Below are 14,450 nucleotides of genomic sequence, written 5' to 3'. Positions count from 1 at the left end.
TTGGAGCTAATAAACCAAATATCCTCGCCACAATTGGGATTGAGAATGCTACGAGGAAAACACTGATTCAGGATAAAATGAGGCAAAACTACGAACAATTGAAGCGTGAATTGGTTTCTGAAATCCATGAACTTTTGGCAATAATGGCCAATTGCCGAACCTGATGAAATGAAAGCTAAAAGGATACAAAGAAGAAAAGAAACCACCCTACTTTCACATCTAAAAATCGAATGGTTCAATCACTGAACTGAGCCAAAAAACTGCTATCTTTAGTTCGTGTAACGCCTAGAATAATGCGTGCAAACGACGGATTAATAGCGCTAAATATACTTTAAACCGCGAATGCCGAAGGTTACAGCATCGCATTGATTCGATTGTTAGATATGCCGATTGTGATGTGGTTGCAGCAGCTGTTAAATTTTCCGAGCAAGCCTGCGCCGATGTCTTTGTAATTTCTATATACTAAAACAAGAAAAATCACACTTTTCACAATCTAAAAAAACATCCCATTTCAAACATATAAACCAACTAGCACACGATAACTGGAACCGCTTGCAGCAGCAAGCTTTCTACACGAAATAGAATAATCCTTATCACATTTTCGATGAAAAAATAAATTCACCGTTTATCACTCTGAATCGAGCCAATACCGTAACCTTGCCTCCACATTCATCACAACATGGTACTTGCCCTTTGCTTTCCGCGTATTCTCGCCATAATAAAGGACTAATGTCCTTTATCCGCTCTTGGCCAAGATACTGTCGAGCTGTATTCAGTCTCTCTCTACATCGATTATGATACAAACCAACAAAGTGATATTGCTGTTTTTTCGGTATCGCTATATGACTCAATATACGCTCAATAAATTGATTAGGCTTTAGCCTAAGCATTTCTGTTTTCTTTGTTTGATGAGACTTATACCTAACTCGCACTTCCTTGTTTGATACATGCATAATTTGACTGTTTTTTATGGCTCCGCCACGAACATACCTCGCTAAATATTTAACGACTCCAGCACCATGGGAGTACGGTTTGGTACAATGAACTACCCAATCAAAAACGCCCCATTTATTAAAAAGGTTAAGTACATTTTGCTTAGAAAGTGATTCAGGGTAATTTAACTCTCCTTTATTCATTGCTGCGCGTAGCGCTGCAATGAACTTACCGCGAAACAGCTTCATCATCACTCTTGCAGGAAACAGAATACTTTTCTTTGGCTCAACCCAACCATCATTACCTAATCCTCCATGGGTAACTAAACAATGAATATGAGGGTGAAACGTTAAATTTCGAGCCCAGGTATGTAGGGCTAAAACACACCCAACCTTAGCACCTAGAAATCGCTCATCCGCGCTTAATATCTGAATAGTTTTACGAACAGAATCGAACAGTGTTTGCTGGCATAACGCTCTGTTATATTTCCATATTTCATGCAACTCATGCGGAAGAGTAAATACCCAATGATGATGAGAAGTATCTAAAATAAACGAATCTACTTTTTTAAGCCATTGCTCTCTTTTGAGAGCACCACACTGTGGGCAACTTCGATGCCCACAGCTATTGTACCAATAGCCATTGAGGTGCCCATTATCACAATACAGCGCATGACCTCCCATCGACGAAGTTCGACAAGATGAAAGCCGACTGATCCCCTTAAGTTGATATAAAGGGAGTCGATGGTTCTTCGAATATGATTCAAACCTTTTTTGCAAAAAGGTTTGAACTGTATGTTTACTCATACAGTAAACATAGTAAATCTAACCAGAAAGGAGATGTTTAAGAGGGAGAATTACGAGGCAGCGCACTCTTCGAGCTTGCTCGGCAGATTTAACATTTATTTATACCAAGCAGATTCGCAATTTCTTCCGAGTCTATCCCACCACAATCAAATCAGTCTATTTTACTTTAAAACCAAAAAATTACCTTCTTTTCAAGCTAAAAAAACACTGAAATATCTGAATATGATTCGTATATCTCATTTTTATCACCTGGTGTATGTAACTGATTAATCTAATATTTCCATGAAATTAATAACTGCATTACAAATATACGAAACTAAATTGCGAGTTCAATTTAGACCGCTACACTCACTCTATCATTCACAACAACCAGTTATTATGGATATTCCATTAAACCTTAATCCAAGCTCACAACGTTTTACAGATCAATTACGTATTTTTATTCGTACGCGTGGCCTCGCCTATAATACAGAAAAACATTATATTTACTGGATAAGTAATTTTATTCGTTATAAAAATTACATATCAAAAGATGATATCGAGGCATTTGATATCCCAAGCTACCTCGAACATCTTGTTATAAAGCAAAATGTGTCTCCTAATACACAAAAAACGGCATTAAATGCCCTGATATTTTTATGTCGTGAGTTTTTACAGCAATCAGTCGATAACTTGGATTTTAAACGCTCTAAAAAAGCAACTAAACTGCCAACAGTATTTACTCATAATGAAGCTATATCTGTAATAAACGAATTAAAACATCCTGTAAAATTGATAGCACAACTGATGTATGGCAGTGGATTAAGAATAAACGAATCGTTACGCCTCAGAGTTAATGATATCGATATAGACAAAAAAATCATTACCATTAAAAGCGGAAAAGGAAATAAAGATCGAACATCAATCTTACCTGACAGCGTTATTAAAGCGATTAAAACCCAACTCGATTTTGTAAAACAACAGCATAAACTCGATGCTTTAAATGGCAACGATGAAGTTTATATGCCTTACGCTTTAGCTGAAAAATACCCAAAACAAGCCAAAAGTTATGGTTGGCAATATGTTTTTCCATCACCACAGTTAAGTAATGATCCTCGTTCAGAAAAATATCGACGCCATCATCTGTTAGATAGAACGGTTCAATCTGCTGTTAGAAAAGCAATACAAAAGGTTGGTATAGATAAGAAAGCAAGTTGCCATACATTTAGACATAGCTTTGCTACACGAGTTTTAGAAAGAGGAGCAGATTTAAGAACAATACAAGAATTATTGGGTCACTCTGATATCAAAACGACCCAAATTTACACGCATGTTATTGGTCTACATTTTTCAGGGACAAAAAGTCCACTGGATTTCGACTAATAACACTTACATCTCATATTGGCGATGTTTTAGTGAGTAAAAAATAGCTTTTACTGCTTTCGCCAAAAAAATCACTGCGATAATAACAAAAACTTTACTCGCAATAAAGCCAGGGGCTAAATATGAAACGATGGCAAAAAAAGCACCGATAAGTGCAGATAACATCCACTCTTTTTGCATGATTACATTACCAACCGAGCCATTTCAATTCCTGAACCTTTTACTCCATCGATGTTTTCAATAATAGAATCATTGATGAATAAGATATCAGCTTCAATTTGCTCTGATAACCATACTGATTTTGCATCCAGTGTTGGTAGATTATCCCAATCACGATTAATCGCATTTGCTAGACGAACGGTTGCCGCTAATGGAGAATAAATATTATCTATTTTTGGTTCATACTGTTCAGAGATAGCAAAAACCAATTCTTCAGAAAAAGACCAACTCTCGGCCAATTTAGCACCTAAAATTGCGCTATCAGTACCAATCGTTGAGCGTTGTGCTGTAACTTTATTACTGCCGGCTTCAATCTTTTCAAAAATAGTTGGAACTTGTTCAGCCATTACCGTGTAAATCATTAAATCGCCAATATTATGTAACATGCCAGCAGTAAAGGCGCTATTTGGATTTACTGAACAACTTTGAGCTATCGCTTTACTCAGAATCGCTACTTCAAACGTCTCTTGCCAGAACATTTCTAAGTCAATCACTTCCACGTACGGGAAGGCACTAACCAGAGATGATGCGATAATCAATGTTTTTAACGGTTCAAGACCCAAACGCACAACCGCTTGATCAACGGATGAGACACTTTTGCCTCGAGAAAAGTGTGCAGAGTTCGCTAAACGAATAACACGAGCACTAACCACTTGTTCCATTGAAATAATGCGAGCCAGTTCTTGAAGCTCTACTTCGGGATCATTCACAAGTTCCATCATCTCACGGATCACTTTAGGGATCTTTGGTAACTCATGCGCATGACTTAAAATTTCATTTTGTTCCATTTTCTTCTCCACAACAAGTCGCTACTTTTTCTTTTTCATCACGGCAACAGTAAAACGACTGGTGCAGACTAAGCGTTCTCGTTGATCTCTAATATCAATTAGCCAAACTTGGGTTGTTGCACCTAAATGCATTGGTTTTGCAGTGGCGTAAACTGTACCTTCTCGTACTGCACGAATGTGATTGGCATTTATATCCAACCCCACGCAATATTTTGATTCATCAACACACCAATTAGCAGCAATAGAAGCAACTGACTCGGCTAGCGCAACAGAAGCTCCACCATGCAGCATTCTAAGAGGCTGATGCACTGTTGAATTTACTGGCATTGATGCTGTAATGGAGTCATCAGTGTACTGACAATACTCAATATTTAATGCTTCCATCAAGGTATCTCGTGATGTTGAATTTAATATTGCCAAGTCCATCGGACGCTTCCAAATACTCATCGCCTATCCTTAAATTATCTTTGCTAATGTGTATCGCCTCAGTTTACACCCAACAAACCAGATCAAAAACACATTTTCACTTGTTGTCTGCTTTTAGTAGCTGATAAACTTCACAAAATTTTCCACTTTCTAATTAATAGGCTTGATATGTTAAATAAAAGCATTATCACTAATTTAATCTCACTACTCTTGTTAGCAGTCGGTTATTACATGCAACAAAATACTCTGTACTATATTGGCTTATTTGCTTTTTCTGGTGCATTAACAAACTGGCTTGCTATTCATATGTTGTTTGAGAAAGTCCCTGGCTTGTATGGTTCTGGTGTTATCCCTGCGCGTTTTGAAGAGTTTAAAGCCAGTATCAAACATTTGATGATGGAACAATTTTTCACAAAATCAAATGTAGATAAGTTTTTGTCTAAAGAGATGACATCGGCAACGAATATCAATCTAGAACCTGTAATTGAAAAAATCGACCTATCACCTGCGTTTGATTCTTTAGTTGAAGTCATTATGAATTCTCAATTTGGTGGCATGCTAGCAATGATGGGCGGCAGTGAAGCAATTCAACCGATGCGCGACCCTTTTATTGAAAAGATGAAGATTTCGATTACAGAGATCAGCCAGCAAGATCAATTCAAACTCGCTTTGAAAGAAGAATTAGAAAGCCCTGCGATGATGGATGATATTCAAGTCACTATTGAAGAGATCATTGACCAACGTCTTAACGAACTCACACCTAAATTAGTTAAAGAGATGGTTCAAGATATGATTAAAAAGCACCTAGGTTGGCTTGTAGTTTGGGGTGGTATCTTTGGTGGTGTGATTGGCCTTTTATCTACGCTAATACAATAATCCGATTTCAAACATATAAATACAAAAATGCCAGCCGTTCAATTGAAATGCTGGCATTTTTATTTAGATAAAGAACAAATTCAATAATTAGTGAATTGGGGCTTCATCATCTGCATTAAACTTACCAAAATGCGCTTCAAGGATTTCAGGAGTCAACTCCCCTGCTTCTTCAAGGCGTTTAAGCTCTGCAACAATCGCTTTTTGCTCTTCTATAGAAGGCAGTGCGACTTCTGGTTGATCTGAACCTTGTTGAACCATATCTTGCAGTTCTTTTTCGATATCACTCATGATTACTTTCTCAATTCATTAAAACAATTATGGCGATTCTACAAGAAATCTCCGTAAAAGGTAAACCTAAAGCGGTCAGTTATATTTTAAATGCACCAACTAATTGATCTAATCGTTGTGAAAGTTCGTTAAGTTGTTGACTCGAATCAGCTAATTCTTGTGCTGTTGCCGTTGTTAACTCGTTAATGCCATTGATCTCTTCGATATTCTGGTTAATCGTATACACCACGGTTGATTGCTCTTCTGTTGCTGTTGCTACTTGCGTATTCATGTCTGAAATATCAGTAATGCTTAACGCAATACCTGCTAATACGTCAGTTGCTGTGTCTGCAGATTGAACACCACGAGCCGTTACAGTGTGACTTGCTTCCATTGCCATTACTGCATTTTGAGCTTCGGTTTGTAGTTGGTCTATCATCTTTTGAATTTCATTAGTAGATTCAGACGTACGGCTTGCTAATTGGCGAACTTCATCAGCCACCACTGCAAAACCACGACCGTGCTCACCAGCTCTCGCAGCTTCAATTGCTGCATTCAATGCCAGTAAGTTAGTTTGGTCTGAAATACCTCGAATAACATCAAGAATAGAACCGATGTCTTGCGTTGTTCCTGCAAGTTGTTCCACCACATGACTGACTTGAACTAAATCACCTTCAAGCTGAGTAATAGCATCACGAGATTCAATCACAGTTTGGCGGCCATTTTGTGTACTCACTTCAGCATTGCTTGCCGATTGAGCTGCATTTGCCGCATTTGAAGCGATTTCATTAATCGTACTGCCCATTTGATTAATCGCCGTAACCACTTGTAAGGTTTGATCGCGTTGCATTTCACTGTTATCACGCGTTGAGGTTGCTTTGAGTGCAACATTTTCTGCTGTGGTATGCAGTACATGCCCAGTTTCAACAACTTCAGAAACTGTTGCGTGAATTTTCTCAACAAAGCCATTAAAGCCTTTTGAAAGCTCTGCAATCTCATCATTTCCTTTCACTTCAATGCGATGAGTTAAATCCCCTTCACCTTCACCAAGCTCATGGAAGCGGTGTGCTAATTCTTTAATTTTATTCGTGATCGAGCCTGCTCCCCAAATCGCTAATGTAATAAAGATAGCAATGATCACTAATATAGATAGGATGATTTCTTCTGTTGAGCTATAAAGACTTTCAAATACTTCACCTACAGGCACTTCTGCAACAATAAACCATTCCATTGATGGGATATAATGAGAAGCGATAAAAATCTCTTTACCATTTTTTTCAATGCGGCTTAAATTAAATGCTTGTTTGGTTAACAATGTTGATGCTTCTGCACTCACCAGATTACGAATTGATTGTTTTCCCATGATACTACTGTCTTTATGAATTTTAATGTCACCATTAACATCCATTAAATATACAAAACCAGTCTTCTCAATTCTAAAACCGTTTAATAATGACACCATATCATCAAGAGATTTAGATAACCCTGCCATTGATGTACCATTTAGCTGCTGAAAATTAACAAACAGTTTCACTTCACCATTTTGCTCAGTAAAGACATTCAACATTCGCTCAGGGCCATTTTGAGTAAACCCAAAAAACCAAGCATCTTGTTGCTGAGTTAATTGACGTAAAAAACCGTCTTGATTCCAATAATACGCTGTTTTACGGTTTGCTACTGACGCATCATTCAATTGATGTTGTTGTTTTAGTTTATTCAGTTGAGCAATCAGTATTGTTTGATCTTCAGGTGAAATATTAGGGTTTGAAATAGCATCAATAATAAATGGATTATTTGCCATTTGCTCTGCCGCACAGGGCGCGAGCATACTTTGATTAATTTATAACCCAAAGAAGATTCGAGCCCGATAATCATCATTCCAACTAGCTTTCTTCAACTTCACTTTTTGGCTTGGTGCCCCACAATCGCATTGCTTCAGCATGTTCATAACAAAGCGTCTAAATAACGCTATATTCTCCACTGCACCATCTAACGTTATTCGCGAGCTATCTTCTTTAAAAACAACATCTAAAACATAATGTTGGCTGTTTTCAATACGCCAATGCTGACGGATATAGTGGCCTAATAATTTGTGATTTGGAGACATAGAGCTTATGTAGTATGAGGTGTCTACGCTGCCTTTACCATTGATCACTCTGTGCCGTTCCACCGCTATGATGCTTCGTACCGTCGGCCATTTATTAGCAAGCTCTTCGGGTAACTTGGCCTTTAACTGGAATACGTATCGTTCTTCGCTGCGACCATGGCGCTTCTCTTTGATTTCGGTAACTATTTTCTCTTTACCTGCATCAAAGACAGCTTGAAATTGGTCAACAACAGCCGCTCTTAATTTGGGCTGATTGTTCTTTACTTGAACAACAACGTGAGCCTTTTTTTCTGCAATTTTCTCCAGTGTATCGCGCTGACAATGCAGAGCGTCAATGGTGATGACACTGTCTTTTACGTTAATAACATCAAGCATTTGGCGTACAACGTTGATCTCGCCATTCTTGCTCTTTGTCGGCTTTTGGCTCAATACAAGACCACGTTCAGTATCGTAGGCTGTGACCAATTGTAACGCGTTTTTTTTGTCATTTCGGTATGAACCACGCAACACTTTTCCATCGAATGCTATAATCGGCTTGTTTTGACTCGTGCGTTGTTCATTAATCCAAAGGGCTAACGCTTCTAGCAAAGATTCAGCAACAATTGAACGTAAAATACGAGCTATTGTATGTCGGCGTGGAATGCCATGTTCGAATGCTCTGTATTGTCTCAACCAATCTAATTTATCTTTTCCAAATAATTCAATATCTTGCCAGCCTTCACACCCCGATGTGATAGCGCTAATTACAAGGAACATAACGTCAATAAGGTCATGCTTCTGATTAATGTCTGATCGGGTATCTTGGACGACTGATAGGTGTTCGATTAAGTTCAAAGTGGCTGCGTGATTATGGATTTGGCACTATTAGATCATATTTTTTAACAAAGTGCGATCCCGCCCTGCTCTGCCGCAGAAGAGATAACCGCGACTTCTTTATCAACTTCACCACCAATTTGTTTAAGGATGGTAGGTAACTCAAGCGTCGTTAAACGCTCATCAAGAGTCTCGAATGCTTTGGTTTGGGCAACAATACCCACAAGTGAAGTCGATGCAATAATCGCTATTACGATGCCTGCTACGAGTTTCTGTTTTATTGTTAGATTAATCATAATTTTTCCACCGATAAAATAGATTTTCCATATAACGGCAGAGCGTACCATTAATTTAATAAATAACTACAATTTAATTCATTAGCTAAATGGTTGAATAATCAAAATTAAACCTCATCTATTAAGGAACTAATGTGATTTTAATAAGTCACAAAGAAATAATTACTACATAATCCAGAAAATGGGTGATATATGCCAGCGTTAAAAGTTCAACAATTACAAACTTATCTTGAATCTCAAGTCATTGGTCAGCCTGCATTAGTGAAGCAGTTATTAATAGCCCTTCTTGCTGATGGTCATATTTTAGTTGAAGGTCCTCCTGGCCTTGCTAAGACGCGTGCCGTGAAAATTTTGGCTGATTCGATCGAGGGGGATTTCCACCGCATTCAATTCACCCCTGATTTATTGCCTTCAGATTTAACCGGGACGGATATTTATCGCCAAGAAACGGGAGAATTTACCTTCCAGCCGGGGCCTATTTTTAATTCATTGGTTCTTGCGGATGAAATCAACCGTGCGCCAGCGAAAGTGCAAGCGGCAATGCTAGAAGCAATGGCAGAGAAACAGATCACTGCCGGTCGTAACACGTATCAATTACCAGAACTTTTCTTGGTGATGGCAACGCAAAATCCGATTGAACAAGAAGGGACATACCCTCTACCAGAAGCGCAACTTGACCGTTTCTTAATGCATTTAGATGTTGATTATCCGGGCGCAGAAGACGAATTGGCGATTCTGCGTTTAAACCGTGGTGAAGCCCTAGGTGAACAAGCTGAGAAACCACAGCCTTTAGCGCAAAGTGAAATATTTAAAGCGCGTAAAGAAGTGCTGTCGATTTACATGGCGCCTGAGATTGAGCAATACATTATTCGTATTACTATGGCGACGCGTAAGCCTGAACAATACTGCCAAGACTTAGCGAAGCAACTAGAAATGGGCGTAAGTCCTCGTGCAACGTTAGCGCTTGACCGCTGTGCTCGTGCACATGCATGGTTAGCAGGTCGTGATTTTGTTAGCCCTGAAGATGTACAAGCGATGGCCTACCCTGTGTTACGTCATCGTTTATTACTTAGCTTCCAAGCACAAGCTGAAGGGACAACTGCAAATAAAGTGGTTGAACGATTATTGCAAATGGTTGCGGCTTCTTAACGTCGTAAAGTAATTATATGAAAAAGACTACTCTATCGCTGCCACCACACAGTAATGGCGTTACCTTGTCACTGAATGAATTGGTTCACTACAAAAACCATTCATTACAGTGGCTACCGCCATCTCAATCTGTCTGGTCAAAAATGAATGGCAGCCACCAAAGCCGACAAAAAGGCCGTGGTATGGATTTCTCGGAAGTACGTCAATACCAACCGGGCGATGATATTCGCTCGATTGATTGGCGTGTAACTGCACGTACCGGTAAACCTCATACCAAACTCTACAGTGAAGAGCGTGAGCAACCAACCATGTTGTTTATTGATGTCAGTGATACCATGCGTTTTGGCTCTCAACTGCTGTTTAAATCTGTACAAGCTGCGCATTTTGCCAGTTTATTAAGCTGGATAACGCTCGCTGCAAAAGATCGCGTCGGTGGGATCATCTTTAATGGATTATCGACCTTGGATTGTAAGCCCTCTTCTCGTCAGAAAAGTGTGCTGCAATTTATGCAATCCATCATTGAACAGCATAATACCAACAGTGACTCAGAGCCTTTAGATACCGCACTGCAAGCTAGCTCATTTGCCAAGGGGTTAAGTCAGTTACAGCGTTTATGCCCTAAAGGCAGTGAGATTGTGATCATCAGTGATTTCTATGCACTAACCAATGAATGTAAGGCTATCTTCAGTCAACTGAGCAAACACAACCGTTTACAGTTTGTGATGATTAGCGATCCGCTTGAGCAAGGCTCTACTCGCTTTAATGGCGCAGAATATGTCTCTGATAATAAACGTTCTGCATGGTTAGATTTTTCGTCATCATCGACCAAAAAAGCATTAGAGCTGCAGGCTAATCTTCATAAAGCGTATGTACAAAACATGGCGATGCAATTAGGTATTCAGTTGCACTGTTTGTCATCAGGCTTGCCGTTATTATCGCAACTAACGTCATCACAAGATCCATCACAACAAGATAAAGGAGCCATGTAATGTCTTTATCTTCAGCCCAACAAGCACCAACAAGCAATGTATTACCATTAGCGGATATTCATTTACCTGCCGCGCCACCGTGGGGGTTATCACTTACAGGTTATGCCGCCATCGTCTGTGTGTTATTACTGGTTATTGCCATCGTTTGGTTTATACGTCGTCAACGTCAAAAAAGCGTCTTAAAACGTATAGCATTACAGCAGTTATCACAATTAACACCGCAACAAACCAGTGACATTGCGCGTTTATTAAAACAAGCCGCGTTAAGTCACTTTCCTCGTGAGCACATTGCATCACTACATGGATTAGCGTGGTGGCATTTTGTTGAGCAACAATTACCCGTGAAAAAACAGGCCAATGTTCATTTCTCATCTCGCGCAGAAATGCTAGATCAAGCGTTATACGGACAACAAGCATTATCAGAAACCAATCAACAACGTTTCTATGATGATGTGCGTTATTGGCTATCTCATGCTTTACCGGTAAAAAAAGTAATAGCAACAACATCAACAAAAGGACATCAACATGCTTGAATTCGTTTGGTGGTGGGCATGGTTTTTATTACCTATTCCCTTCCTGTTTTACTTTTTTGTTCCAGAAAAAGACGTAGGTAGCGCAATTCATCTTCCTCGGTTGCCAGAGCAAGGGGAATATAAGCAACCGAATAAACGCATCAACATTGGCTTATTGTCCGTTGCTTGGGTGTTATTGATTGCCGCCTTAGCGCGTCCGGTATGGTATGGCGATCCGGTTGATATTCAACCAGAACACCGTGACATGATGCTAGTGGTCGATTTATCTGGCTCAATGGCGGAAGAAGACATGCAAACCGAGAATGGGGATTTTGTTGATCGCTTAACTGCGGTTAAAAAAGTCGTGTCTGATTTCATAGATGAGCGTAAAGGCGACCGTCTTGGTTTAGTATTGTTTGGCGATCACGCTTATCTACAAACCCCACTCACCTTTGATAGAAAAACCGTCGAAGAACAACTAGACCGTACTGTTCTTGGTTTAGTGGGACAAATGACCGCCATGGGTGAAGGCTTAGGACTTGCAACTAAAACCTTTATTGAAAGTAATGCCCCACAACGAACCATTATTTTATTAAGTGATGGTGGCAATACTGCAGGAGTACTCGAACCATTAGAAGCGGCGCAACTTGCTAAAGACAACAATGCCAAAATTTATACTGTCGGTATTGGTGCGGGTGAAATACAGGTTCGAGGTTTCTTTGGCAAACAAACCGTCAATACCGCGCGTGATTTGGATGAGAAAACCTTAACTGAAATTGCAACCATGACAGGTGGACAATATTTCCGTGCACGTAATGCCGATGAGTTAGCGCAGATCTACCAAACCATCGACCAACTAGAGCCCATTACTCAAGCAACACAAACCTGGCGACCGCATGAAGAGTGGTTCCGCTATCCGTTAATGGGCTATCTGTTTTTCTTCTTTATTATTGTGGGAGTAAGAAAGCGTCATGGCTAATTTTACTTTTCTCTATCCGCTGTGGTTTTTAGCTCTTATCCCTCTTGGGGTATTGGTGCTTATTCAACGTAAAAACAAAAACACCACAGGGCTGATTGCACCGCACATTGCCAAACAATTGGGACTGACTCAAAAGACACAAGGCAATGGCTTTACGCTTGGCTTAGTTCTCGCATGGTTATGTGTTACTACTGCCCTCGCAGGTCCTAGTTTTGGTTATAAAGACTCACCAAGTTTTCAGCTCTCAGGTGCCCGAGTGCTTGTGATGGATATGTCTCGTTCTGTGTATGCGACCGACGTAAAACCAAATCGTTTAACTCAAGAGAAATACAAAGCGAAAGATTTATTGCCTTACTGGAAAGAAGGCATGACGGGGTTAGTCGCTTATGGCGCAGACAGCTATCTGGTGAGTCCGTTAACTGAAGATAGCCAAACGCTCAATAACTTAATTACTAACCTATCGCCAGAGATCATGCCTTATAAAGGGAAAGGCAGTAACTTGTTAGCGGCGGTTGATCAAAGTATTGAGATGATGACCAAATCAGGCCATCAACAAGGTGACATCATTGTTTTGACTGATGGAATATCAAACCAACAGCTCGATAAAGTGATGAGTCGCGTTAAAAGCACCAAATGGCGAATCAGTTTATTAGGCATAGGAACTAAAAATGGTGCGCCAATTGAATTGTCTTCTGGTCAGTTGCTCACCGATGCTTCAGGTAAAACGGTTGTCGCGACACTGGATTCAGACCCACTAGTCACACTCGCACAAGCAACTAATGGTGTGGCTCAACTTATTCAATCAGATAACAGTGATATTGAAGCTATTGCTCGCTTAACTAAAACGCCAGTAGAGCAAGTGACACAAAACAGCGATACCCAGGTCAACAGCCGTGCCAATCATGGTTATTGGCTGCTTTTCCCATTGGTACTGTTCTCACTGCTTTGTTTTAGAAAAGGGATGTTCTTAGCGTTATTGTTGGTGCTATTGCCTGTCGATAAATCCATGGCAAGTACTGATATATCAAACCGCTTAATTTCTGATGATTACAGCGCTCATCAACAATTTGAACAAAAAGACTATCAAGCAGCAAGCGAGCAGTTCAAATCCAAACAATGGAAAGGAGCCGCTCAATATAAGGCTGGAGATTATAAAGGCGCGATTGAAAGCCTAACGGGTCTTGAAGATACTCAATCTCAATACAATCTTGCGAATGCCTTGGCGCAAAATGGTCAATTGGAAGAAGCGAAAGAGAAGTACGAGTCTTTACTAAAAACCGATTCAGAGATGAAAGATGCAAAGAAGAATCTTGATATCGTCAATAAAGCACTAGAGCAAAAACAGCAACAGCAACAGCAAGACGATAAAAATAAACAATCGGATCAAAATAAAGACGACAAACAAGATAAAAAACAGGATAAACAAAACCAAGAGAATAAAGACAGCAAAGACGGCTCTGAGCAATCTTCAGATTCAAAAGACTCACCATCTCAAGATCCACAGCAGAATCAGCAGAATCAGCAGAATCAGCAGAAAAATGAATCTCAATCTGATGATAAATCACAGTCTGATAAACAAGATAAGTCAGAGGCTTCTTCTCAAGAACAGCAACAAAAAGATCAAGCTAAAAAGGAACAAGAGAAGAAAAACAAAGAACAAGCCGCACAAACTCGTGATGAGAAAGAGAAACAACCTAAATCGGACGAAGAAAAAGAGCAACAAGCTCAAATGCAATCACAACAAGCAAAAGCCGACAGTGACGCCATTAAAACCGATCCTCGTCTACAAAAATTAGAGCAATCAGGTGCAAAAGAAGATGAACTGCTGCGCGCCCTATTGTATCTGCAAGCAAAACAACAAGAAGCACCACAAGCTTCTGAAAATGAATGGTAATTTAAATGAGTATAAGACCAACCAGTCCCTACTC

14 protein-coding genes and 1 pseudogene are annotated in these 14,450 nt (G+C 39.8%); 7 read left to right on the top strand and 8 right to left on the bottom strand.

The genetic code is table 11. From position 1 onward, the window contains the following. Positions 1 to 593 precede the first annotated feature (593 nt). Positions 594 to 1,739, bottom strand: a complete 1,146-nt coding sequence (locus tag AC2IP4_RS18890) for an IS91 family transposase (protein WP_486307435.1) — start codon at positions 1,737 to 1,739, stop codon at positions 594 to 596. Positions 1,740 to 2,117: 378 nt separating this feature from the next. Between AC2IP4_RS18890 and AC2IP4_RS18885 the strand changes: the two genes are divergently transcribed. Continuing rightward, positions 2,118 to 3,101 carry an integron integrase gene (locus AC2IP4_RS18885; protein ID WP_375320675.1) on the top strand — a complete coding sequence of 328 codons (984 nt, stop codon included), beginning with the start codon at positions 2,118 to 2,120 and terminating at the stop codon, positions 3,099 to 3,101. A gap of 6 nt (positions 3,102 to 3,107) precedes the next feature. On the opposite strand, the gene AC2IP4_RS18880 is transcribed toward AC2IP4_RS18885, so the two are convergent. The 3 genes from AC2IP4_RS18880 to AC2IP4_RS18870 are packed head-to-tail and all read right to left on the bottom strand — an operon-like array spanning position 3,108 to position 4,555. Continuing rightward, positions 3,108 to 3,281 (bottom strand): hypothetical protein, encoded by a 174-nt coding sequence (locus AC2IP4_RS18880; RefSeq protein WP_105055902.1) that lies wholly within the window; start codon positions 3,279 to 3,281, stop codon positions 3,108 to 3,110. A 2-nt stretch (positions 3,282 to 3,283) separates the two neighbouring features. Further along, complete coding sequence (locus AC2IP4_RS18875; RefSeq protein ID WP_375320676.1) at positions 3,284 to 4,108, bottom strand: HDOD domain-containing protein; 825 nt, start codon at positions 4,106 to 4,108, stop codon at positions 3,284 to 3,286. A gap of 21 nt (positions 4,109 to 4,129) precedes the next feature. Continuing rightward, positions 4,130 to 4,555: a hotdog fold thioesterase gene (locus AC2IP4_RS18870; protein WP_060993025.1), complete on the bottom strand. Its 426-nt coding sequence runs from the start codon at positions 4,553 to 4,555 to the stop codon at positions 4,130 to 4,132. Between the two features lie 147 nt (positions 4,556 to 4,702). On the opposite strand from AC2IP4_RS18870, the gene AC2IP4_RS18865 reads away from it, so the two are divergent. Next, a complete protein-coding gene (locus AC2IP4_RS18865) occupies positions 4,703 to 5,410 on the top strand; it encodes a DUF445 domain-containing protein (RefSeq protein WP_375320677.1) in 708 nt (235 codons plus the stop codon). Positions 5,411 to 5,497: 87 nt separating this feature from the next. Here the strand turns inward: AC2IP4_RS18865 and AC2IP4_RS18860 are convergent, their stop codons facing one another. From AC2IP4_RS18860 to AC2IP4_RS18845, 4 genes and pseudogenes are all read right to left on the bottom strand, one after another. Continuing rightward, positions 5,498 to 5,698, bottom strand: a complete 201-nt coding sequence (locus tag AC2IP4_RS18860) for a hypothetical protein (RefSeq protein WP_061037457.1) — start codon at positions 5,696 to 5,698, stop codon at positions 5,498 to 5,500. A 79-nt stretch (positions 5,699 to 5,777) separates the two neighbouring features. Continuing rightward, positions 5,778 to 7,490 (bottom strand): annotated as a pseudogene (locus AC2IP4_RS18855) (methyl-accepting chemotaxis protein); the annotation flags it as partial. A gap of 27 nt (positions 7,491 to 7,517) precedes the next feature. Then, positions 7,518 to 8,618, bottom strand: a complete 1,101-nt coding sequence (locus AC2IP4_RS18850) for an ISAs1 family transposase (protein WP_486310151.1) — start codon at positions 8,616 to 8,618, stop codon at positions 7,518 to 7,520. 44 nt (positions 8,619 to 8,662) lie between these two features. Then, the gene (locus AC2IP4_RS18845) at positions 8,663 to 8,893 is read right to left on the bottom strand and encodes a hypothetical protein (protein WP_486310849.1); all 231 of its coding nucleotides are present in this window, start codon (positions 8,891 to 8,893) and stop codon (positions 8,663 to 8,665) included. 192 nt (positions 8,894 to 9,085) lie between these two features. Between AC2IP4_RS18845 and AC2IP4_RS18840 the strand changes: the two genes are divergently transcribed. The 5 genes from AC2IP4_RS18840 to AC2IP4_RS18820 are packed head-to-tail and all read left to right on the top strand — an operon-like array spanning position 9,086 to position 14,416. Then, the gene (locus AC2IP4_RS18840) at positions 9,086 to 10,042 is read left to right on the top strand and encodes an AAA family ATPase (RefSeq protein WP_105055899.1); all 957 of its coding nucleotides are present in this window, start codon (positions 9,086 to 9,088) and stop codon (positions 10,040 to 10,042) included. 17 nt (positions 10,043 to 10,059) lie between these two features. Beyond that, a complete protein-coding gene (locus AC2IP4_RS18835) occupies positions 10,060 to 11,031 on the top strand; it encodes a DUF58 domain-containing protein (RefSeq protein WP_486310848.1) in 972 nt (323 codons plus the stop codon). Then, positions 11,031 to 11,564: a DUF4381 domain-containing protein gene (locus tag AC2IP4_RS18830; RefSeq protein ID WP_486307431.1), complete on the top strand. Its 534-nt coding sequence runs from the start codon at positions 11,031 to 11,033 to the stop codon at positions 11,562 to 11,564. The genes AC2IP4_RS18835 and AC2IP4_RS18830 overlap by 1 nt, the downstream gene beginning before the upstream one ends. Then, entirely contained in the window at positions 11,557 to 12,522 is a 966-nt protein-coding gene (locus tag AC2IP4_RS18825; RefSeq protein ID WP_486310847.1) for a vWA domain-containing protein, read from the top strand. The genes AC2IP4_RS18830 and AC2IP4_RS18825 overlap by 8 nt, the downstream gene beginning before the upstream one ends. Continuing rightward, complete coding sequence (locus tag AC2IP4_RS18820) at positions 12,515 to 14,416, top strand: vWA domain-containing protein (RefSeq protein WP_486310846.1); 1,902 nt, start codon at positions 12,515 to 12,517, stop codon at positions 14,414 to 14,416. The genes AC2IP4_RS18825 and AC2IP4_RS18820 overlap by 8 nt, the downstream gene beginning before the upstream one ends. The last annotated feature ends 34 nt before the right edge of the window (positions 14,417 to 14,450 follow it).

It is taken from the genome of Aliivibrio thorii (assembly GCF_057368585.1).
The sequence above is the reverse complement of the archived record's forward strand: the minus strand, read 5'-3'. Positions and strand labels throughout refer to the sequence as shown.